The sequence below is a fragment of the Thermoactinomyces vulgaris genome, assembly GCF_005886755.1.
Lineage (GTDB): Bacteria > Bacillota > Bacilli > Thermoactinomycetales > Thermoactinomycetaceae > Thermoactinomyces > Thermoactinomyces vulgaris.
This window is the reverse complement of the sequence record NZ_CP039710.1, coordinates 103,016-125,463: the sequence shown is the minus strand read 5'-3', so window position 1 is coordinate 125,463 and position 22,448 is coordinate 103,016. Positions and strand designations below refer to the sequence as shown.

Here is a 22,448-nt window from a genome sequence, read left to right as displayed (position 1 = left end):
TGTATAATGAAAAGCAATTGCAGCGTGGAGAGGAGAGCAAATGGAAGATGATGGAGCAAAGCCGGCAGTCCTTCATCCGTGGTGCGGCCATTTTGGGAGGGGCTGCTTTGTTTTCGAAGATATTAGGGGCTGTTTACAAAATTCCTTATCAAAATATTACCGGCGATGAAGGGATGTATGTTTATCAGCAAGTATATCCCTTGTACAGTGTTTTGTTGATCCTGGCCACCGCCGGGTTTCCGGCCGCGATTTCAAAGTTGGTCTCGGAAAAGTGGTCCCGCGGGCAAATGGCGGGAGTCGCGCAAATTTTCCGTGTTTCTTTGACAGCTTTGTCCTTGCTGGGGGCGGTTTCCTTTTTGCTCCTGTTTTTTGGGGCCGGCCAAATCGCGGAATGGATGGGAAACCGTAGCTTGCTTACTTTGCCGATTCAAACCGTTTCCTTTGCTCTTTTGGCTGTGCCGTTTCTGGCGGTGATGCGCGGCTGTTTTCAAGGACAGCAAAATATGGTTCCGACTGCAAATTCACAAATGGTTGAACAGTTGATCCGGGTTGTGACCATTCTTGTTCTTTCCTGGTATTTTATGGATTCGGGGATGGGCGTGGTTTATGCCGGTGCGGGAGCTGTGTTTGGATCCATCACCGGAGCCGTCGGAGCGCTGATTGTGTTGGTCTATTACTGGCATAAAGCCCAGCCGTTTCCCAAAAAAGAGGCAGGCTTTGCAGTTGCTCCCGGCATCGAGCCGCCGGCTGAAGTGATGAAAAACCTGTTTCGTTTGTCATTGCCGATTTGTATCGGTTCGCTCATTCTCCCTTTGTTTTCTTTGGCGGATTCTTTCACGGTGGCCAATTTGCTGGTGGATCGGGGATGGGAAACTGAAGAAGCCATTCGCTTAAAAGGCGTTTTTGACCGGGGGCAACCTTTGGTTCAATTTGCTTCGTTTTTTGCCACGGCGATCGCGCTCTCCATCGTTCCGGCCATTTCGGATCTGGTCAGCAAACAGAGGGTGAAGGAAGTTGAAGAGCAAGCTGTCCTCGCTTTGCGGTTGACTTGGGGCTTGGGGCTTCCGGCTGCGGTCGGTCTGATGGTCATCGCCGAACCTGTCAACGTGATGTTGTATGAAGACGCGGCGGGATCGGATGCCATGGCTGTTTTGGCATGGTCCGGAGTCCTCTCATCTTTGTGGATTGTATCGGCAGGAGTTTTGCAGGGATTGGGAAAAGTATATTTGCCCGCTGTTTATTTGGCATTGGGGATGATTTTGAAAGTCGGGTTCAATGTGTTGCTGATTCCCCTTTGGGATATCCGGGGGGCTTCCCTTTCAACGGTGCTTGCCTTTTTGTGCACGGCCATTTTGCAACTGGTGAAAATGAAACAGCATTTCGGTTGGAAATCGTGGATCCCCAGGCAAGAGCTGTTTGCCGCATGGGCAGCAGTCTGGATGGGGATTGCAGTTTACGTGACATCAGTTGTGGTTCAGCAAATCGCGGTTCCTTTCCTGGAATTCAGAGTGGCGATGATGGCTGCTTCCTTATTGTCGGTGCTTGTCGGCGTGATGGTTTACCCGTGGGCCGTTTTCCGCTTCGGGGTCTGGACACGGCGGGATCTGGAGAAAGTTCCGAAGTTGCGGAAAAAGTTGGTCCCGCTCCTGGATAAATGGGGATGGCTGAAGAAAGAACGGAATTAAGGAATCCGCAAGAGGAGGAGAAAAATGGCAAAAATTGTGGTTGTCGGTTTGGGTGCAGGCGATGAGGAATCGTTGTCTTTGGGAGTGCTCCGGTTATTAAAAGGAGAAAACCCGGTTTTTTTGCGGACCCGGCAAATCCCGGTTGCCGGGTGGCTGAGTCAACAAGGGATTTCTTTTGCCACTTTTGATGATGTTTATGAGTCAAATCATGATTTTGATACGGTTTATGATCAAATTGCCGGGCGGTTGCTTCAGGCGGCCAAAAAGAATTCCACGGTGATTTATGCGGTTCCGGGGCACCCGATGGTTGCGGAACGGACGGTCCGGTTGCTCCTTGATCAAGGGGAGGGGCAAGGGGTGGAAATCGATATCCGGGGAGGAAGTGTGAGTTTCCTGGAAACGTTTTTTGCCCGTTTGCAGGTGGATCCCATTGAAGGGTTTCAATTGCTCAACGGGACGGATTTTGATTCAGGGAAGGTGAATCCGGAAAACCACCTTTTGATTGCCCAGGTATACAGCCGGTTTGTCGCTTCTGAAGTCAAATTGACGTTGATGGAAATTTATCCCGATGATCACCCGGTTAAAATTGTCACTGCTTGCGGGATCGACGGATTGGAAAAGATCACCGAAGTTCCCTTGTATGAATTGGATCGCAAGGAGCTTTTCAGCGACTTGACCTCCGTTTATCTCCCACCTCTTGTGAAAGAGGAAGATTTATACCCGCGCTTTGAGTATTTAAAAGCAGTGATCCGCCATTTGAGAAGCCCGGAAGGCTGTCCTTGGGACCGCAAACAAACCCATGACAGTTTGCGCCCGTACCTGCTGGAGGAAGCTTATGAATTTTTGGAAGCGGTGGAAGAAAAGGATTCCGACGCAATGGCCGAGGAATTGGGGGATGTTTTGCTTCAAGTGATGTTGCACTCTCAAATCGCCAGCGAAGAAGGGACGTTTGACATTCATGATGTGATCCGCCACTTGAATGCGAAAATGATCCGCCGCCATCCCCATGTGTTTGGCAACTTAAAGGCCGAGACGGCGGAAGATGTGAAGCAGACTTGGGACCAGTTGAAGCAAAAAGAGAAAAAACAAGAGGAATCTTCCTCGTTGCTGGAGGGTGTGCCCAAACATTTCCCGGCTTTGATGAAAGCTTACGAACTGCAGAAAAAAGCGGCCAAAGCGGGATTTGACTGGAATGATGCAGAGGAAGTTTTAAAAAAGGTGCAAGAGGAATTAAAAGAAATGTCGGAAGCCGAAACCCAGGAAGAAAAGGAAGAAGAACTGGGGGATGTGTTGTTTGCTTTGGTTAATTTCGCCCGCTTTCTCAAAGTGCAACCGGAACTGGCTCTCCACGGATCTTGTTATAAATTTGAGCGCCGTTTTCGCTACATTGAAAGTCAAGTCAGGATGTCCCAAAAAAGTTGGGAGGACTTCTCTTTAGAAGAATTGGATGCCTGGTGGGATGAAGCCAAGCGTCTGGAAAAAGGCGAATGATTTATGAGCCGAGGCAGGATTTTTTCCTTTGTTCAAGAAAACGTTAAAAGATTGAAGGTGACATCATGCGATTGGACAAGTTCTTGAAAGTGTCGCGTTTGGTGAAAAGACGGACATTGGCCAAGGAAGTGTGTGACGAAGGGCGGGTTCAAGTCAACGGAAAAACGGCCAAAGCAGGAACGGTTCTTCACGTGGGAGATGAAATCCAGATTCGTTTCGGGCAAAAATTGGTGACGGTCTGTGTGGAGAAGTTACAGGATTCCGTCCGCAAAGAAGATGCCGGGAGCATGTTCAGCCTGATCCGCGAAGAGAGCCTCAGCGGACAAAAAGATCCCCAAGAACAGTTCTAAACGGAGATTTTGTCCATATCATGTACCAAGAGGGGGGAACGTGATATGGAAGAAACCTTTAACCAGATTCCGCATGAGATCGTGATGACCAACCGCAACACGCTGGATGTCAGCGGTGTAACCCGGGTGGAGAGTTTTGACAGCGAGGAGTTTTTGCTTCAGACCGATTACGGTTATCTGGGGATCAGAGGGCAAGGGTTGCATATCAAAACACTGGATTTGGATCAGGGCAGGGTTTCCATTGAAGGGCAAATTTCAGACATGAGCTATTTGGACATGCCTGTGCCGGCGCAGGAAAAAGTTAAAAGCGTCTGGGGCCGGATCTTCAAGTGACGCTGCAAACGCAATGGTTTACCATGCTTCTCATGCTCGGATCCGGTTTTTTTATCGGGATCATTCTTGATTTTTACCGGGTGTTGACAGTCCGTTTCCGGATTCGCAAGTGGTTGATTTCCCTCATTGACCTCATTTATTGGATGGTTTCGGCCGTTTTGGTGTTTGGTTTATTGTTTTGGAGCAATTGGGGAGAGCTTCGCTTTTATTTCTTTGTTGCGGTGTGCCTGGGTTTTTTGATTTATTTTAAGTGGGCAAGCCGCTCGGTACTTCGCGGAATCCGGATGTTGTTTAATATCATGGAACGGATTTTTTTCTTTCTCGCACGGCTGTTTCACCTGTTGATATTCAGTCCCGCCCGGATCTTGTTCAGGGGATGCCGGCGGTTGGCGGGTCTGATCTGGAAAGGAACCACTGCATGCATCAAGCTGATTTTGTCCCCGTTTTTCTTCCTGCTTCGCCCTGTTCAAGCCAGGTTGGAACCCTGGCTCTCCCGAAGGATTCAAAAAGGAAAGGCCCAAGTCCGAAAGATCAAAGCATGGTGGAATAAAAACCGGGATAAGGGTGAATGAAAAGATGGCTTATCAACACGGCAGAGATAATGTGCTTTTCATCCAGCGGTCCGCAAAACCCGTGAAAAAACCGGAATCCGCATCCAAATCCCAATCCGTACGCCCTTTGCATCCCGCCGTCAAAAGGCGCCGGCTGATCTGGCTTGGTTGCATGGTTGTCTTTATTGTTTGGGCGGCGGCGCAAAGCGTCATCCAGCAGGTGCGCATCTGGGATCAGGAAAAAGAACTGGCCGACAAACAAAGGCAGTTGTCTCAGGCTTATGAACAACAGAAAACGTTAAAGCAGGAAGTTCAAAAGTTAAAATCGGAAGATTATATGATGGAATTGGCTCATAAAATGGGTTACGGAAAACCGGGTGAACAAATTTACTCCATTGAAAACAAAGAGTGAAGCAGATCCCTCTTGTTCTGTCGGGGAACAAGAGGATTTTTCTATCTGTGTCAGGAAGAGGGATGGCGATGGGGAGAAAGTGGATCGGGCTTTTTTGCATTATGTTGTTGGTTTTGGCCGGATCCGGTTGTTTCCGTCTTAACGTGCAGGAAAACAGGGAAAAAAAGGTGATCACCGGCTTGGAAAAAGTGTTGAGGAATCCGGAGGATTTTCAAGGGAAACGGGTGGGCTTGATCGCCAATCCGACCAGTATCACCCCGGATTATCAGCATGCGCTGGATGCGATGCTGGCCCGCGGGATTCAAGTGACGAAAGTTTTCGGTCCGGAGCACGGGGTCCGCGGGGCTGAACAAGCCGGAGAGGAACCGGAGACGGTGGTGGATCCCAAAACGGGAATCCCTTTCGAAAACCTGTATGGAAAAAAGCCGGAAGAAATGGCTTCCCTCTTTCAAGAGGTGGATGTCCTCGTCTTTGACATGCAGGAGACCGGCACCCGGTTTTATACTTATCTTTACACGATGGCGGATGCGATGAAGGCCGCGGGGATGTTAAAGAAGCCTTTGTATGTTTTGGACCGGCCCAATCCGCTTGGCGGAACACGGGTGGAGGGGCCGCTTTTAAACCCGGCATTCCGCTCTTCCGTGGGACGGTTTCCCATTCCGCTCGTACACGGAATGACGATGGGGGAATTGGCTCTTTTGATCAATGATCAGCAATCGCCGAAAGCGGAATTGCACGTGGTGAATATGGAGGGATGGACACGGGATCAGAGGTATGAAGATACCGGATTGCCATGGGTGATGCCTTCTCCGAACATGCCCTCCCCGTTGACCGCCCTTGTCTATCCGGGGACGGGGTTGGTGGAAGGAACCAACTTGTCGGAAGGAAGAGGGACGACCCGTCCTTTTGAACTGGTCGGGGCCCCCTATGTCAACGGTTGGGAATTGTCTCAGGCGTTGAACCGGGCCCGTCTGCCGGGGGTTGTTTTTCGGGAGGCATATTTTATTCCCACTTTTTCAAAATTCCAAGGGGAAGAGGTGGGCGGTGTCCAAATCCATGTTACGGACGTTGACCAATTTGATCCGGTTTTAACGGGGATCACGATTTTGGAGAAAACGAAAAAATTGTATCCGGAACAGTTTGCCTGGGTCCGATCAGGGGAAAAATACTGGATAGATCTGCTGGCTGGAACGGACCAAATACGCCGTCAATTGGATCAGGGGAAGTCAGCCCGGGAAATCACCCGACAATGGAAAAAAGAAATCAATCACTTTAAGGGGATACGGAAAAAATACCTTCTCTATTCATCGTGAAAAATCTGAATTCAATTTTAAATGAAATTGGATGTTGACACCGAAACACAGGCTATGTATAATTGAGATTGTTCGCGGTGATAAATGATGAATTGACGCGGGGTGGAGCAGTCAGGTAGCTCGTCGGGCTCATAACCCGAAGGTCGCAGGTTCAAATCCTGTCCCCGCAACCAAAATATATGGCGGCGTAGCTCAGCTGGCTAGAGCGTACGGTTCATACCCGTAAGGTCGGGGGTTCGAGGCCCTCCGCCGCTACCAAAGTAGGAGAAGGCGAGCTTCCCCAATTGGGTGAATGTCGCCTTTTTTTTATGTGATTTTTAAGGATCAGCAAGTTGCGAGTGCATGGGAGTGATTGTGTGAATGTCGTGATTAAGAAAATAAAGTTTACGACCATAAATAAAACCTATACGGAAAAAGTCCGGGATTGGCGGGGGCGTCATTTGTTCTCCACGCAGTATGCCAATCCGGACGGAAAACGGATCTTTTTGACGTATTATTTTGTGCGCAAAGGATACACAATTTCAAAGGTGTTCGGCCGCTCCGGAGAATTCCTTTACTATTATTGCGATGTGATGCAAATGCACCAGGTGGGCCGCATGCGTTATGTGATGGTGGATCTTTTGTTGGATCTGATCATTGACCGGGATGATCATTATCATGTGATCGATATTGATGAATTTGCCGATTCCATTGAACGCAGGCAGATCAAACGCAGACAGCAAGTGCATGCGTTGCGGACGCTGGATCAGATGATCCGTTTGCATGCCGATCGCAAGCTGATTCCCTCGTTTATTCGCGAGGCCAAGATGTATCCGTTGACGGATTCCCCTTCCCGGCGCCGGTGAATCCGATTTTCGACAAACCGGAAAAAGAAATAGGAAGTTTTGTCGCTCCCATGTTTGTCTTGAGAGAAAACGACAAAGGAAGACGGGATCCGAGTGAGCTCCCAAAGGAAGCCGGGGGCTCATTTGGCTGAATCCCTTGCCGTTCCTTCTTTGTCCCGATGGCAAATCATACGGGATCGCGGCCGGTTAGAAAAATGTCGCCAAAAAAATTTTTCTTTTCAGAAATTGCAACAAACTTTCCGCTTGCCTCCCCGCTATAATGAGTGGCACAAACTGAACGCGAGGTGACAAGGGATGCAAGTGGGAACTCATTTTCGGAATTTATTGATTCGACCGGTGGGAAGTTGGTTCGGTTGGGAAAGCAGTAAGCGAAGACGGATCATGCATCGTTTGGCGAACATGTGGAATGTTCCGGTTGTTGTGATGGGAGTGCTCTTGGGAAGGGCCACGATCTTGGGGATGATCTCCCCGTTTGCTGTTGCTTATCTGGCCGTGGTGTATCATTTGGCCAAAAAGCAATGGCCGGTGGTGATGTTGTCACTGATTCTCGGTGCGGCCACCCTGGGCGGGGCAGAGATGGCCAAGATGACCGGCAGTTTAATTCTTTTCCTTTTTATCCAGAAAATTTTTGCGGCCTTGGGAAAAGGAGAGCTCAGTTTTGCTCCTTTTATGGTGGGGATCACGGGGGCCGTGGCCCGCCTGGCTGAGTGGTGGTGGAAAGACGGGACTTCTTATGAATTGTTGTTGGCCGGGATCGATGTGCTGCTCAGTTTCATCTTGACGTTTATCTTTGTCCAATCCCTCCCGATTTTCACCATGAAAAAAAGACGCGTTTCACTGCGTCAGGAGGAAATTGTCTGTTTGGTGATTCTTCTGGGTTCCGCGATGACCGGAACCATGGGGTGGGAAGCTGGGCAGTTATCGATCGTCAACATTATTTCCCGTTACGCAATTCTGGTGCTGGCTTTGGTGGGTGGGGGAATGTTGGGTTCCTCCATGGGGGTGGTCACAGGCATGATTTTAAGCCTCTCCGAACCCAAATCCATTTTGCAGATCAGTTTGCTGGCGTTTGCCGGTTTGCTGGCCGGTTTGTTCAAAGAAGGGAAAAAAATCGGCGTATCGGTCGGCTTTTTGTTGGGTTCGGCCATCCTGACCTTATATGACGGCGGTTCCCAGGCCATCTGGCCTTCCATGCAAGAATCGGCATTGGCAGTCTGTTTGTTTTTCCTGACTCCGGAACGTTGGTTGAAAGCATTGTCCCGGTATGTTCCCGGCACGTTGGAAAATCATACGGCGCAACAGGAGCACATCAAACGGCTCAGGGATGTGACGGCGAGCAAAGTGGAGAAATTCACGGAATTGTTTCAGGAGTTGGCGTTCAGTTTCCGTGAAGATGTGACCAAACACAAAAAAGAAGATGAAGACCAGGTCCGGTTTTTTATTTCCGAGATCATGGATCAGGCTTGCATGGGGTGCAGCAAGTTTGAACATTGTTGGGATCAAAAAGTGGTGAAAACTTATCAGGGGATGATGGATTTAATGGCTCGTGTCGAGGAGAACGGGCCGCAAAATCCTGCGCCGGTTCCAAAATCATGGGAACGTCACTGCATCCGTCCCGACAAAGTGGTAAACGAAATTCAGCGTCAGTATGCACGCTACGAGCAAAACATCTATTGGAAGGAAAAAATGCAGGAATCGCGCCGGTTGGTTTCCGACCAGTTGACCGGAATGGCGGAAGTGATGTCCAAGCTGTCCAGGGAAATCCGGCATGAAACACAAGTGCTGTCCGCGCATGAAGAGCAGATTCACGAGGCGCTGGAAGAGTTGGGCTTGTCCATTCACCGGGTGGATATCATTAACCTGGAAGAAGGAAAAGTGGAGATTGAAGTTACGATGGCTGACCGGGACGGGCTGGAAGAGTGCAAAAAGTTGGTGGCTCCCTTGTTGACAGAGATTTTGGGAGAGCCGGTGGCTGTGTACCGGAAGGTGGTCAAAGACGGATCGCCTGGTGCGGTTGTCATTTTGGGATCGGCACAGCGTTTTGAACTGAAAACGGGAGCTTCTTGTGCGGCCAAAGGCGGGGGAGTGATTTCCGGAGACAGCTATTGTTACATGAATTTGGGCACAGGAAAGTATGCCGTGGCCTTATCGGACGGAATGGGGAACGGACAACGGGCACAAGCCGAAAGTAGTGCGGCATTGAAGTTGTTGCGCCGTTTGCTTCAGGCGGGTATGAATGAAGAGCGGGCGGTGGATACGGTCAATTCGATTTTGAGTTTGCGGTCGGCCGACGAAATGTTTGCGACGATTGATCTGGCCATTGTGGATTTGAACACCGCGGAAGGGCGGTTTATGAAAATTGGTTCCACCCCGGGCTTTATCAAGCGGGGGAAAAAGGTGATCACGCTGTCGGCAGCCAATCCTCCCATCGGCATTTTAAATCACATTGAATTTGAACCGATTGAAATGCAGCTGGAGCCGGGCGACCTGATTATTTTGATGACGGACGGGGTTTATGACACACCGGATCATGCGGTCAACAAAGATGCTTTCATGGCGCGGATGATTTCGGAAATTGACACCAAAGATCCGCAGGGATTTGCGGATTGCCTTTTGGAAAAAGTGGTGCGGCATCACGGGGGACGGATCATGGACGATATGACGATTGTCGTTTCCAAGGTGGAAAAGCATTCCCCCGAATGGTCGACGATCCGTTTGCCCGGCGTCAAAAAGCTCGTCCGGCCGGAACCCGTGAATTAAAACGGACAAAAACCATGTTGTAAATTGCTTCCCTTCCTGAAAAAATATATGATGAGTACAGGGAAGGATGAAACAAACCCGGGGCTTCCCGGGCCTTTTTATTTAAGGGGAAGATGACATTGTCCTGGTTTTTGAAACGCTTGGAAGAAGAGATTGCAACGAGAAAATTGATCAGACCCGGTGACAACGTATTGGTCGGGGTATCGGGCGGTCCCGATTCCACGGCCTTGCTGTTTGCTTTAAAACAGTTGGAAAAGACATTGGGGCATCAAGTGTTTGCCGTTCATGTGAATCATCACTTGCGCGGGGAAGAAAGCGATGAAGATGAGAAATATGTGGTGTGCCGCGCAAAGGAATGGAACATCCCCGTCCGTGTCATGCATGTGGATGTGGCCGGAGAACGGAAGAAACACGGTGGGAATAAACAGGCCGTATCGCGAACATTACGCTACCGGGCATTCAAACGGGTGGCTGAGGAAATAAAAGCAGACCGGCTGGCGTTGGCGCACCATGCCGATGACCAATTGGAAACGGTGTTGATGCGTTTGTTCCGGGGAACAGGGATCTCCGGCCTCTCCGGGATGGATTGGTCCCGGCCTTGGGAAGGTTACGTGTTGATCCGGCCTTTATTGGGATTTAGGAAAGAGGAAATCATTTCTTTTTGCCGGGAACAAAATCTGTCCCCGCGTGAAGATTCAAGCAACCGCTCTCTGGAATATACGCGAAACCGGATCCGTCATGAACTGATTCCCGTGGTGAGAAGGCTGTATCCGCATGCCGACAGAGCGGTTTCAAAGTTGAGCGATCTGATCCGGGAAGAAGAAAGAGACTGGGATTTCCGGGTGAAAAAGGCATTGAAAGAAGTGGTCACCGAACGGGGTGAAAACTGTTACACGCTTGATGTTTCAAGTTTTATTCACTTGTCGGTTGCTTTACAAAGAAGAGTGGTTAAACTAATATTAAGTTATCTTTGCCACCAAGATTTAACGGAACTTTCCCTTGATAAAGTGGATCAGGTTCGAAAATTGGCTGAAAACAACAATCCGTCGGCAATGATCCGGATGTTTCAAGGAATCGTTGCAGAAAGAGAGTATTCCAAGTTGATTTTCACAAAAAAGCCACAAACACCGGATGAAGCCCGGGACAGGCAGGAAACGCCGGAAATGATCTGGTTGCCCGGTCATGGAGTGTCTTCATTACCGGGGTTTTTGGGTAGAATGGAAATATTGGAGTCAGATCAACCCATCCCCATACATAGATTGAAAAACGTTTTTAGCCATGCTGTGTTTGACCTTGATCTTCTTTCAGGACCGCTTTATGTCCGGGCCCGGAAACCGGGAGACAAAATGCGTTGTTCAGGTATGCGCGGAAGAAAAAAGGTAAAAAGTTTAATGATGGAAGCAAAAATCCCCAAAAAAATGCGTTCGCGCTATCCATTGGTTGGATCCGGTGATGAAATTATCTGGATACCGGGAGTGAGGAGGTCCGACCTGGCTCCTGCGACAGCATCAACGAAACGTTTTCTATATTTATTGTGGGATCAAAATGATGCACCCGAAGAAAGATAGGAGGTTCCCACCGTGCATGAAGACATTGCGGAAGTGTTGTTTACCAAAGAGCAAATCCGGGAAAAAGTAGAGGAGTTGGGGAAAATCATTTCCCGTGAGTACAAAGGGTTGAACCCGCTGTGCGTTTGTGTGTTAAAAGGGGCCGTTCCTTTTATGGCCGATTTGATCAGGGAGATTGACATCCCGATTGAGATGGACTTTATGGATGTTTCCAGCTACGGGAATTCCACCAAATCCTCAGGGGTTGTGAGAATTATTAAAGATTTAGAGACATCCGTCGAAGGACGTCATGTCCTGATTGTCGAAGACATAATTGATTCCGGTTTGACGCTCAGTTATCTGGTGGAAATGCTGAAAGCCCGGAATGCGGCATCGGTTAAAATCATCACCATGCTGGACAAACCGGAACGCCGTAAAGTGGATCTGAGCCCTGATTACTGCGGATATACGATTCCGGATGCATTTGTTGTCGGTTATGGCCTTGATTATGCGGAGAAATATCGGAATCTCCCATACATAGGAATCCTCAAAAAGGAAGTTTATACGGATTAGCCGTGACGTTTTGTTTTGTTGAGAACCGTTTGCTTGCTATGCTAAAATGATACAAGTGGACTGAGAGGAGGCCAGGGATGAAAAACTACTTCCTCAGAAATGGAGTATTATATATTATCCTCATCCTTGTAACCATTGCGGTTATCAATATGTTTGCCAATCCGGCAACAGACACGCAGCAGCTGGCTTACAATGAATACAGGCAACAGCTGACGGCGAATAAGCTCACTGACATCAAGGTACAGTTGGATGGGGGTACTTACCATATTGAAGGTAAGTTCAAGGACCAGCCGAACAAGTCTTTTGTAACCCGGGGACCCGCGAACTACGGTTCAACGGTGCTTCAGGATTTACAAAATGCAAATGTCAAGGTGACTTATGAAAAACCGAAAGGTGACTCGATTTGGATCACCTTGTTTACGTACATCATTCCTTTTGTCGTCATTCTTTTCCTTTTCTTTTTCTTGTTAAACCAGGCGCAAGGCGGCGGAAGCCGTGTGATGAATTTCGGCAAAAGCAAAGCCAAGTTATACAATGAAGAGAAAAGGCGTGTAACTTTTGATGACGTGGCAGGCGCAGACGAGGAAAAAGCCGAGTTGGTCGAAATTGTTGACTTCCTGAAAGACAACCGGCGTTACGCCCAAATGGGGGCACGGATTCCGAAAGGGGTTCTTTTGGTCGGACCGCCGGGAACAGGGAAAACTTTGTTGGCCAGGGCGGTGGCCGGAGAAGCGAAAGTTCCGTTCTTTTCCATCAGCGGTTCGGACTTTGTGGAAATGTTTGTCGGGGTGGGGGCATCCCGTGTTCGTGATTTGTTTGAACAGGCGAAGAAAAATGCGCCTTGTATCATTTTCATCGACGAAATCGACGCAGTGGGCCGTCAACGCGGGGCCGGGCTCGGCGGCGGTCACGACGAGCGCGAACAAACATTGAACCAATTGCTTGTGGAAATGGACGGATTTGATGTCAATTCCGGAATCATCATCATGGCGGCAACCAACCGTCCGGATATCCTCGACCCGGCATTGTTGCGCCCGGGCCGTTTTGACCGCCAGATTCTGGTGAACCGTCCTGATGTGAAAGGCCGGGAAGCCGTTTTGAAAGTGCATGCCCGTAACAAACCCCTGGCAGAAGACGTCAAATTGGAAGTCATTGCCCAGCGTACCACGGGCTTTTCCGGAGCCGATCTGGAGAACTTGTTGAATGAAGCGGCTCTGCTTGCGGCACGGCACCGGAAGAAGAAAATCACGATGGAAGAAATTGATGAAGCGGTGGACCGCGTGATTGCAGGTCCTCAGAAGAAAAGCCGCGTCTTCAGCAAAAAAGAAAGAAAAATTGTTGCTTATCATGAATCCGGACACGTGTTGTGCGGATATTACCTGCAGCATGCCGATGTGGTTCACAAGGTGACAATCGTCCCCCGCGGGCAAGCCGGCGGATATGCAATGATGTTGCCGAAGGAAGATCGTTATTTGGCCACCAAAAACGAATTGCTGGATCGGGTGACCGGGTTGCTCGGAGGCCGTGTCGCCGAAGAGATTGTGTTTGGTGAAATCAGCACCGGGGCCAGCAATGACTTTGAGAAAGCAACCTCCATTGTCCGTTCCATGATTACGGAATACGGAATGAGCGACCGGTTGGCCACCATGACCTTCGGGCGTTCGCAAGGACAGGTGTTCTTGGGGCGTGACCTGGGACACGAATCCAACTACAGCGATAAAATCGCCTATGAGATCGATACGGAGATGCAAGATTTGATCCGTTCCTGCTACAACCGGGCGAAAAACCTGATCATGGAACATCGCGACAAATTGGAACTGTTGGCGCAAACCTTGCTGGAGAAAGAAACGTTGGATGAGCGGCAAATCAAACAATTGCTTGAAAACGGGAAGTTGGATGATGACGATTCCGTGAAAGTCAACATCCAATCCAAAGAGGAAGAAGAAACCAATAAAGAGTCCACAAAACAGGATAATTCCGGGGCGGTTGATGCAAACCGGACAGAAAGCCCTGCAAAGGATAATCCGTTTGTCAATAACGATCCGGTGGATAAAGATTCGGATTCAGACCAATCGGTGTAGAAAAAAAGAGGCGTTTCCGCCTCTTTTTTCTTGTGAATTAATGGATGTAAAACAATCCGGGAGGATGGTATTCTATAAGTAAAATGGATTACATCACTAAAGCAGGTGAATAACTTGAACAAGGATTTATTGCTGGTCATGGATGTTGGAAACACCAATATCGTTTTGGGCATTTACCGCAAGGAAAAATTGTTGCATCATTGGCGTTTGCAAACAAACCGCCACGCGACCGAAGATGAATACGGCATGCAATTGGCCGATTTGCTTTCCTATACCAACCTGTCCATCAAAGATGTGGGGGCTGCCATCCTTTCTTCCGTTGTCCCTCCGCTGACGATTGTCTTGCGGCGGATGGCTGAAAAGTATCTTGGTTTGACCCCATTAATCTTGGGACCGGGCATTCGTACCGGATTGAATATCAAGTATGACAATCCACGCGAGGTCGGGGCCGACCGGATTGCCAATGCGGTGGCCGGCATTGAGAAATACGGGGCGCCGTTGGTGATTGTCGATTTTGGGACGGCAACCACCTTCTGTTTTATTGATGAAGAGGGAAATTACGTCGGAGGAGCCATTGCGCCCGGTATCAGTATATCCATGGAGGCGCTGTATCAACGGGCCGCCAAGTTGACAAGGGTGGAAATTGACAAACCGGATTCGGTGGTTGGCAAAAATCCGGTTCAATCCATGCAGGCTGGCATATACTATGGTTATGTCGGGCTTGTGGATGAAATTGTCACCCGCATGAAAAAGATGATGCGCCAACGTCCCACGGTGGTGGCCACCGGCGGGTATGCCTCATTGATTTGCAAGGATACCAAGACGATTGACAAGGTGGATCCGCTGTTAACCTTGGAAGGATTAAAGTTGATCCATGAGCTGAATGCAAAGTAACAGAATGGGAAACAGAGGGCTTCTTGCGAAGGAGTCCTTTTTTTAAGGAGGAAATCACTGATGGAAGATTATGTTATTCGAGCGATCTCTGCAGACGGGGCCGTGCGCGGGTTTGCGGCACGGACGACGAATCTGGTACAGGAACTGCAACAACGTCACCGCACTTTTCCGGTGGTCAGCGCGGCATTGGGCAGAACGGCGACCATGGGTGCGATGATGGGCGTGACTTTAAAAGAGAAGAACCACAAAGTATTGATCCGGGTGGAAGGTGACGGACCCATCGGGCGGATCATGGTGGATGCCGACGGGCAAGGCCATGTGCGCGGATGTGTCGACCAACCGCAAGTGGAAGGCAAATCCAAAGGTAACAAGCTGGATGTGGCTTCCGCTGTGGGAAAAGGAATGATTCACATCATCAAAGACTTGGGCATGAAGGAACCGTATCGAGGCGCTTCACCGATTATCTCAGGGGAATTGGCGGAAGACTTTACTTATTATTTTACGGCCTCTGAACAAACTCCATCATCCGTGGGATTGGGGGTATTGGTCAAAGGGAACGAAATTTTGGCGTCCGGCGGGTATATGATCCAGCTTTTGCCGGGGGCCGGGGAAGAAGTGATTCAAAACCTGGAGCAACGGATTTCCCGGCTTTCGTCGATCTCAGACCGGTTGAAAAACGGGGAAACGCCGGAAGAAATGCTGCGCTTTTTAATGGGGGACGATTTGGAAATCCTGGGGAAATCGCCGGTTCAATTTCAATGCAATTGTTCCAGGGAACGTTCAAAGGCAATGTTGCGGGCGCTTGGCAAGGAGGAAATAGAATCCATCCGGGACGAATTGGGCCGTGCCGAGGTCGTTTGCCATTTTTGCAATGAAAGATACTTGTTTACGGATGAGGAATTAGAAAGGATTATAATAGAAGAAATTGATTGACAAATCGGATCGGGATTAGTATGATGATAAATACAAAACCTATGAGTTTACTCGGAATAAGGAGGCTTCCTACATGCGGGTTGGAAATAATATTCTTGAGTTGATTGGCGAAACACCGCTTGTGAAATTAAACCGGATTGTTGGAAAGACGGATGCCGATGTTTATTTGAAACTGGAATTTTTTAACCCGGGTGGCAGTGTCAAAGACCGGATTGCCCTCAGCATGATTGAAGAAGCTGAAAAACGCGGGGAGCTGAAACCCGGTTCCACGATTTTGGAGCCGACCAGCGGAAACACCGGAATCGGACTGGCGATGGTGGCAGCAGCCAAAGGTTACCGCGCCGTGTTGGTCATGCCTGACACGATGAGCGTGGAACGCAGAAATCTTCTGCGGGCCTATGGAGCCGAACTGGTGCTGACTCCCGGTGCGGAAGGAATGAAAGGGGCCATTCAAAAAGCCAAAGAAATCCATGAACAACATCCCGATTATTTCGTTCCCCAACAATTTGAAAACCCGGATAACGTGAAAGCACACTTTGAAAACACCGCCAGAGAAATCGTTGAACAAACAGGCGGTGAATTGGATGCCTTTGTTGCGGGAATCGGGACCGGCGGAACGATTACCGGTGTCGGCAGGGTCTTGAAAGAAAAATATCCTCATGTTCACGTGGTTGCTGTTGAGCCTTCCAATTCCCCCGTTTTGTCCGGAGGAAAACCAGGGCCTCACAAAATTCAGGGTATCGGTGCCGGATTTGTACCCAAGATTCTCGATACGGATATTTACGATGAAGTCTTGCAAGTGGATAACGAGGAAGCTTTTGAATGGGCGCGTCGTGCAGCTCGTGAAGAAGGGATTCTCGTGGGAATCTCCTCCGGTGCGGCCATTGCTTCCGCGGTGAAAATCGCCCGCCGGTTGGGAGAAGGCAAAAAAGTTGTCGCTGTTGTTCCAAGTAACGGAGAACGTTATTTGTCCACGGCTCTTTTCAATTTCGAAGATGAAGCATAAGCGTAAACCAAATACATCTGTTGGAAGCTGTCCTTGATCGGAAAGGATAGCTTCTTTTGCTTTCGGGGAAAATTGTGATGAAGATCCCGGTTTTATGTGGTAAAATGATGTGATTAGAAGAGTTGAGCCTGTCGGGAAAAGCCGGGAAGGGATTGGATCATCATGAAATTGGTTTGCGGGATGAGCAAAAGCGATGCCATGGACATCGATGAAATAGAAAAGCAAGCGTAATCACCGGCGTCGGATCCGAAAGCGTTTGAAGAAGAAGCGGGAGCGGTGTTGAAAGGTTCCCTTGCGGGGATTGCATGAACGTCGGGCGCCGGAATTCCTCTTTTCCGTCATCATGGCGCAGGCTGCTTTCCAGTCTGATTGGAGCGGAATCCGACGGAAAGAGACCCGGTCCCATCCGGAATCCCTGTGAAAGCAGAGATGAAAAACCATTTTGAAGAACCGGATTCAGAAAACAAATCCATTTCCTTCTGCGGAAGAAGAAAGATAGATATGAGATGGCTCACTGACAGAAGGAATCGGTCGGCCATCTTTTTTTGTCATCGATGCAGCATCAAGCGCTTGTATTCATCAGAGAGGAGCTGGAGCCATGAACCATTCAACGATTCAAGCCGGTCCGTATACGTTGTCTTATGACCGCCGCACGCTGGTGATGGGCATTTTGAATGTGACCCCGGACTCTTTTTCAGACGGCGGAAAATACAATACGGTGGACCGGGCTATCGAACATGCCAAACAACTGGTGCGTGATGGCGCGGATATCATAGACATCGGCGGAGAATCCACACGCCCCGGGGCGGAGTATGTACCGCCGGAAAAGGAATTGTCCCGCTTGCTCCCGGTGATTGAGGTGTTGCATCGCGAGTTGGACTGCCCCATTTCCGTGGATACGTATAAGGCAGAGGTGGCCCGGCAATGCATCCAGGCCGGGGCGCATATCATCAATGATGTATGGGGAACGCTCAAAGATCCGGACATGGCCAAGGTTGCGGCGGAGTTGGATGTGCCGGTCATTTTGATGCATAACCGGCAACAACCTGATTATGATTCGCTGATGGACGATGTGATTCAGGATCTGATGGCGATGGTACAAAATGCGAAACAAGCCGGAGTCAAAGATGAAAATATCATTTTGGATCCCGGGATCGGCTTTGCCAAAAACCTTGAACAAAATTTAACCGTGATGCGCCACCTGGATCGCATTACCGCGTTGGGGTATCCCGTGTTGCTGGGAACGTCCCGGAAATCCATGATTGGCAAGACATTGAACCTGCCGGCTCATGAAAGGGTGGAAGGCACGGCGGCAACGGTGGCATTCGGAATTTCCCAAGGATGCCGGATCGTACGGGTCCACGATGTCAAAGAGATGACCAGGGTTTGCCGGATGATGGATGCGATGCTTTACGGGGTTCTGCCAAAGGAGGCGGAGGCCCGTGGATAAAATCTTTATGAAACGGCTGAGCTTTTACGGGTATCATGGGGCTTATGCCGAAGAAAACCGGCTGGGGCAGCGTTTTTATGTCGATCTGGAAATGAAATTGGATTTAAGGCCTGCCGGCACAACGGATGATTTGCAGAAAACCGTTGATTATGGAGCGGTATATCAGAAAGTGGAAAACATCATGACCGGAACCCGGGTGAAATTGATTGAAACCTTGGCAGAGCGAATTGCCGGACGTTTGTTGGCTGATTTCCCGATTGAAGAAGTACGGGTCCGCGTCACCAAACCCAATCCGCCGATTCAGGGACACTATGAGTCGGTCGGGGTTGAAGTGGTAAGGACAAGGCCATGAGCCGAAAAGTGACGGCCTATCTGGGACTGGGAACCAATCAGGGAGATCGGCGGGAACAGTTGAAACAGGCGATTCATCTGTTGAACAACACCAGAGGAATCCACGTGCGGCAAACCTCTTCGATTTATGAAACCGCTCCGGTCGGGTATCTCGATCAACCGCCGTTTTACAACATGGCGGCGGAAATCCAGACGATTTTGTCTCCCGGGCAATTGTTGGAAGCTTTTTTGCGGATCGAACAAAAGTTACATCGGGTGCGAAAGATCCGCTGGGGACCGCGCACCATGGATCTGGATCTGCTCCTTTATGAAGATCGCGTGATCCGGCAGGAAGATCTGGTGGTGCCCCATCCGCGCATGACCGAGCGGGCATTTGTTTTGGTCCCCTTGTTTGAAATTGCCGGGGATATCGAAATCCCGGGGACGCATAAAACAATTTCCCAGTGGATGAAGGAGATTCCCGGTGAACAAAAAGTGTACAAATTGGAAATGATTCCGGTTTAACCATGGGGAAAGGAGGTATTTCGATGCTGAAAATTGGTGACATTGCGTTAAAAAACCGTGTCGTGTTGGCTCCGATGGCAGGGGTCTGCAATCCGGCTTTCCGCCTCATTGCCAAAGAGTTTGGCGTGGGATTGGTGTGTGCGGAAATGGTGAGCGACAAAGCCATTTTGCACGGAAATAAAAGGACCCGGGAGATGCTTTATGTGGATGAACGGGAAAAACCGCTCAGTTTGCAAATTTTCGGCGGAGACAAAGAAACGCTGGTGGAAGCGGCCAAAGTTGTCGACCAACAAACCAATGCGGATATTATCGATATCAACATGGGATGCCCGGTTCCGAAAGTGGTCAAATGCGATGCGGGCGCCCGCTGGCTCCTTGATCCGGACAAGATTGAAGAGATGGTGTCTGCCGTGGTGGAAGCCGTGGACAAACCGGTGACCGTCAAGATGCGCATTGGTTGGGATGAAGATCATATTTATGTGGTTGAAAACGCCAAAGCGGTCGAACGCGCCGGAGGAAAAGCGGTTTCCGTACACGGTCGCACGCGGAAGCAGATGTACCGCGGGCAAGCGGACTGGAGTTGGATTAAAAAAGTAAAAGAGGCCGTGGGGATTCCTGTCATCGGAAACGGCGATGTCTTTACACCGGAAGATGCGAAGCGGATGCTTGATACAACCGGTTGTGACGGGGTCATGATCGGTCGCGGCGCATTGGGGAATCCGTGGATGTTGTACCGGACGGTCCATTATCTTCAGACCGGCGAACTGCTTCCGGAACCGGAAGTGAGGGAAAAGATGGAGATTGCCATTTTGCATATGGATCGGCTTGTCAAACTGCGTGGGGAAGACATTGCCGTCCGCGAAATGCGAAAACATGCGGCGTGGTATCTCAAAGGACTGCCTGGTGCCAGCAAGGTGAAAGAAAAAGTGAATCAACAAGAAACCAGGGATGGAATGGCAAATCTCCTGCTTTCGTTTGCGGAGGAATACGAAAAGCGTCAGCGCGAAAAACAAGAAGCCGTCAATCAAGAAACTGCGTAACGGATGAACGAAGGAGTGCGAAACGATGAGTCATGAAGAACAAAGCGATCTGTTTCAAATCAGGCGTGAAAAAGTTTCTGCGTTGAGGGAGAAAGGTGTCAATCCTTTCGGCCACAAGTTTGAGCGTACCCATCATGCAAAGCAGATTTTGGATCAGTACGAATCGATGTCCAAAGAAGAATTGCAAGAAAAAAACATTTCCGTATCGATTGCGGGTCGTCTTGTGGCCAAACGGAAACAAGGAAAGGCTTCCTTTGCCCATCTCCAGGACATGAGCGGCCGGATTCAGATCTATGTCCGGCTGGACCGGGTGGGGGAAGAGCAATATGAGATTTTCCGGACAGCCGATCTCGGGGATTTTCTGGGGATCAAAGGCGTTGTTTTTAAAACCAACCGCGGGGAAGTCAGTGTCAAAGCCGATCAGGTGGATTTCCTGAGCAAATCGCTCCGGCCCCTTCCGGAAAAATATCATGGACTGAAAGATGTGGAGCTCCGGTATCGGAAACGGTATCTGGATCTCATCATGAACCCGGAAGTCAAAGAAACGTTTGTCACCCGGAGCCGGATCATTGCCGCGATGCGCCGGTATCTGGATCAACAAGGGTTTTTGGAAGTGGAAACCCCGACTATGAATGTGATCGCCGGCGGCGGGGCGGCACGTCCGTTCATCACCCACCACAATGCACTCGATATGAAGCTGTATATGCGGATTGCCCTTGAGCTTCATTTGAAGCGCCTGGTTGTGGGCGGATTTGAAAAAGTTTATGAAATCGGCCGGGTGTACCGCAATGAAGGGATTTCCACCCGCCATAATCCGGAGTTCACCATGATGGAATTGTATGCCGCTTATGCGGATTTTCATGACATCATGGATCTCACGGAGGATTTGATCGCCCATGTGGCGCAAGAAGTCTTGGGCACCACGAAAATCCATTACCAAGGGCATGAAGTGGATCTTTCCCCCGGCTGGGCACGCAAATCGATGACCGAATTGATCCGGGAAACGACCGGGGTGGATTTTACCCGGCAGATGACCGATGAAGAAGCCCGCCGGCTTGCGAAAGAACATGGCGTGGAAATTACAGAGTTTATGACCTTTGGTCACATTGTCAATGAGTTCTTTGAACAAAAAGTGGAAGACCAATTGATTCAACCGACGTTCGTTTACGGACATCCGGTGGAAATTTCCCCGCTTGCGAAGAAAAATGAAGAAGATCCCCGGTTTACGGACCGGTTTGAGCTGTTTATCGTGGGACGGGAACATGCGAATGCTTTCTCCGAATTGAACGACCCGATGGATCAACGGGAGCGTTTTGAAGCACAACTGAGAGAAAAAGAAGCCGGTAACGACGAAGCGCACCCGATGGATGAAGATTTCCTGGAAGCACTGGAATACGGAATGCCGCCCACCGGCGGTCTGGGAATCGGTGTGGACCGTTTGGTGATGCTGTTGACAGACAGCCCGTCGATCCGCGACGTTCTCTTGTTCCCGCATATGCGCGAAAACCAGCAGGAAGACTGATGGAAAAGCTTCTGATTCGTTATGAATCAGAAGCTTTTTTCACAAGTTATCCACAATATACACAAACGCCTGTGCGAATTGTGGATAACTTGTGAAAAAACAGCCCCGATCTTCCAAATAAAGAAAATATCAATAAATATCAGGAATAAAAAGGTAAATTTTGCCTGGGTGTTGAAAGATATAGACAACCCTGACAGCTAGGAAAAGGGAGGTTGGGAGCACATGGATAAATGCACCTGTGCCAAATGCGGCGCAAAGTCCTTATACATTCAATTTTTTCAATTCAATGGCAAGTATTATTGCCGGATGTGTTATACCGAATGTCTTCAACAAACTGACAAAAAAAAGACCAATCTTGTTATCACCCGGATGCCCTGAACGGGCATTTTTCTTTGAAGAAGGAGTTTTCAGGGACAATTTCGAAGTTGTATGGGGAAGTTCAGCCATGGCGTTTTGCCGGACCAAAAAACTTCAGAAATGAAAGGAAACGGGAATATCTTGGAATAGTTTATAAAAATCGCCTTGTATAAAAACTTCAAAACGTCTATAATTGCCCTAGGTTGCATCATGATATCATGGAATCTATCAAGTTTTGCAATATTTCCCGGCATTACCGCATGATTTACTTCATTTTCGTTGGTCCGGCGAGAAAAACATTTTTTGATGTAGATATTTGATATTCTTTTTGAATTCATCCACTTGCGACATGAATGAGGTTATTAGTAAAATGGTAGGAGCAGTACTGTTCCGTTCAGTTTACAAAAAGAGGCAAATCATTCAATATACAGAGAATGATGGATAGTTGGC

Annotated in this window: 20 protein-coding genes and 2 tRNA genes; all 22 read left to right on the top strand. The window is 49.2% G+C overall.

The window, feature by feature from the left end:
* The first annotated feature begins 47 nt into the window (after window positions 1-47).
* Window positions 48-1,685: a putative polysaccharide biosynthesis protein gene (locus tag FA954_RS00755; protein ID WP_049720804.1), complete on the top strand. Its 1,638-nt coding sequence runs from the start codon at window positions 48-50 to the stop codon at window positions 1,683-1,685.
* A gap of 24 nt (window positions 1,686-1,709) precedes the next feature.
* A complete protein-coding gene (yabN, locus tag FA954_RS00750) occupies window positions 1,710-3,176 on the top strand; it encodes a bifunctional methyltransferase/pyrophosphohydrolase YabN (protein ID WP_037997995.1) in 1,467 nt (488 codons plus the stop codon).
* 65 nt (window positions 3,177-3,241) lie between these two features.
* Window positions 3,242-3,526, top strand: coding sequence for an RNA-binding S4 domain-containing protein (locus tag FA954_RS00745; protein ID WP_037997997.1), 285 nt, complete (start codon window positions 3,242-3,244; stop codon window positions 3,524-3,526).
* A gap of 45 nt (window positions 3,527-3,571) precedes the next feature.
* Entirely contained in the window at window positions 3,572-3,859 is a 288-nt protein-coding gene (yabP, locus tag FA954_RS00740) for a sporulation protein YabP (RefSeq protein ID WP_037997999.1), read from the top strand.
* On the top strand, window positions 3,856-4,431 hold the full coding sequence (yabQ, locus tag FA954_RS00735) for a spore cortex biosynthesis protein YabQ (protein WP_138614815.1): 576 nt from the start codon (window positions 3,856-3,858) through the stop codon (window positions 4,429-4,431). Before yabP ends, yabQ begins: the two co-directional genes overlap by 4 nt.
* A gap of 4 nt (window positions 4,432-4,435) precedes the next feature.
* Window positions 4,436-4,822 carry an FtsB family cell division protein gene (locus tag FA954_RS00730; RefSeq protein ID WP_037998005.1) on the top strand — a complete coding sequence of 129 codons (387 nt, stop codon included), beginning with the start codon at window positions 4,436-4,438 and terminating at the stop codon, window positions 4,820-4,822.
* 68 nt (window positions 4,823-4,890) lie between these two features.
* A complete protein-coding gene (locus tag FA954_RS00725) occupies window positions 4,891-6,135 on the top strand; it encodes an exo-beta-N-acetylmuramidase NamZ family protein (protein WP_037998008.1) in 1,245 nt (414 codons plus the stop codon).
* A gap of 96 nt (window positions 6,136-6,231) precedes the next feature.
* Window positions 6,232-6,308 (top strand) — tRNA-Met (locus FA954_RS00720).
* An 8-nt stretch (window positions 6,309-6,316) separates the two neighbouring features.
* Window positions 6,317-6,393, top strand: a tRNA-Met gene (locus tag FA954_RS00715).
* 98 nt (window positions 6,394-6,491) lie between these two features.
* Complete coding sequence (locus tag FA954_RS00710) at window positions 6,492-6,980, top strand: ribonuclease FAU-1 family protein (RefSeq protein WP_037998011.1); 489 nt, start codon at window positions 6,492-6,494, stop codon at window positions 6,978-6,980.
* Window positions 6,981-7,274: 294 nt separating this feature from the next.
* Window positions 7,275-9,740 (top strand): stage II sporulation protein E, encoded by a 2,466-nt coding sequence (spoIIE, locus tag FA954_RS00705; RefSeq protein WP_037998014.1) that lies wholly within the window; start codon window positions 7,275-7,277, stop codon window positions 9,738-9,740.
* A gap of 119 nt (window positions 9,741-9,859) precedes the next feature.
* Entirely contained in the window at window positions 9,860-11,308 is a 1,449-nt protein-coding gene (tilS, locus tag FA954_RS00700) for a tRNA lysidine(34) synthetase TilS (protein ID WP_175413158.1), read from the top strand.
* A gap of 12 nt (window positions 11,309-11,320) precedes the next feature.
* Complete coding sequence (hpt, locus tag FA954_RS00695) at window positions 11,321-11,860, top strand: hypoxanthine phosphoribosyltransferase (protein WP_037998020.1); 540 nt, start codon at window positions 11,321-11,323, stop codon at window positions 11,858-11,860.
* 77 nt (window positions 11,861-11,937) lie between these two features.
* The gene (gene ftsH, locus FA954_RS00690; RefSeq protein ID WP_037998022.1) at window positions 11,938-13,941 is read left to right on the top strand and encodes an ATP-dependent zinc metalloprotease FtsH; all 2,004 of its coding nucleotides are present in this window, start codon (window positions 11,938-11,940) and stop codon (window positions 13,939-13,941) included.
* 138 nt (window positions 13,942-14,079) lie between these two features.
* On the top strand, window positions 14,080-14,835 hold the full coding sequence (locus FA954_RS00685; protein WP_062843359.1) for a type III pantothenate kinase: 756 nt from the start codon (window positions 14,080-14,082) through the stop codon (window positions 14,833-14,835).
* Between the two features lie 60 nt (window positions 14,836-14,895).
* Window positions 14,896-15,768: an Hsp33 family molecular chaperone HslO gene (gene hslO, locus FA954_RS00680; protein WP_037997861.1), complete on the top strand. Its 873-nt coding sequence runs from the start codon at window positions 14,896-14,898 to the stop codon at window positions 15,766-15,768.
* A 73-nt stretch (window positions 15,769-15,841) separates the two neighbouring features.
* The gene (cysK, locus tag FA954_RS00675; RefSeq protein ID WP_037997863.1) at window positions 15,842-16,774 is read left to right on the top strand and encodes a cysteine synthase A; all 933 of its coding nucleotides are present in this window, start codon (window positions 15,842-15,844) and stop codon (window positions 16,772-16,774) included.
* Between the two features lie 598 nt (window positions 16,775-17,372).
* A complete protein-coding gene (folP, locus tag FA954_RS00670) occupies window positions 17,373-18,224 on the top strand; it encodes a dihydropteroate synthase (protein WP_037997865.1) in 852 nt (283 codons plus the stop codon).
* Entirely contained in the window at window positions 18,217-18,576 is a 360-nt protein-coding gene (gene folB, locus FA954_RS00665) for a dihydroneopterin aldolase (RefSeq protein WP_037997867.1), read from the top strand. Before folP ends, folB begins: the two co-directional genes overlap by 8 nt.
* On the top strand, window positions 18,573-19,079 hold the full coding sequence (folK, locus tag FA954_RS00660; RefSeq protein WP_037997876.1) for a 2-amino-4-hydroxy-6-hydroxymethyldihydropteridine diphosphokinase: 507 nt from the start codon (window positions 18,573-18,575) through the stop codon (window positions 19,077-19,079). Before folB ends, folK begins: the two co-directional genes overlap by 4 nt.
* 23 nt (window positions 19,080-19,102) lie before the next feature.
* Window positions 19,103-20,119: a tRNA dihydrouridine synthase DusB gene (gene dusB / locus FA954_RS00655; protein ID WP_049720811.1), complete on the top strand. Its 1,017-nt coding sequence runs from the start codon at window positions 19,103-19,105 to the stop codon at window positions 20,117-20,119.
* 25 nt (window positions 20,120-20,144) lie between these two features.
* Window positions 20,145-21,641, top strand: coding sequence for a lysine--tRNA ligase (gene lysS / locus FA954_RS00650; protein WP_037997879.1), 1,497 nt, complete (start codon window positions 20,145-20,147; stop codon window positions 21,639-21,641).
* Window positions 21,642-22,448 lie beyond the last annotated feature (807 nt).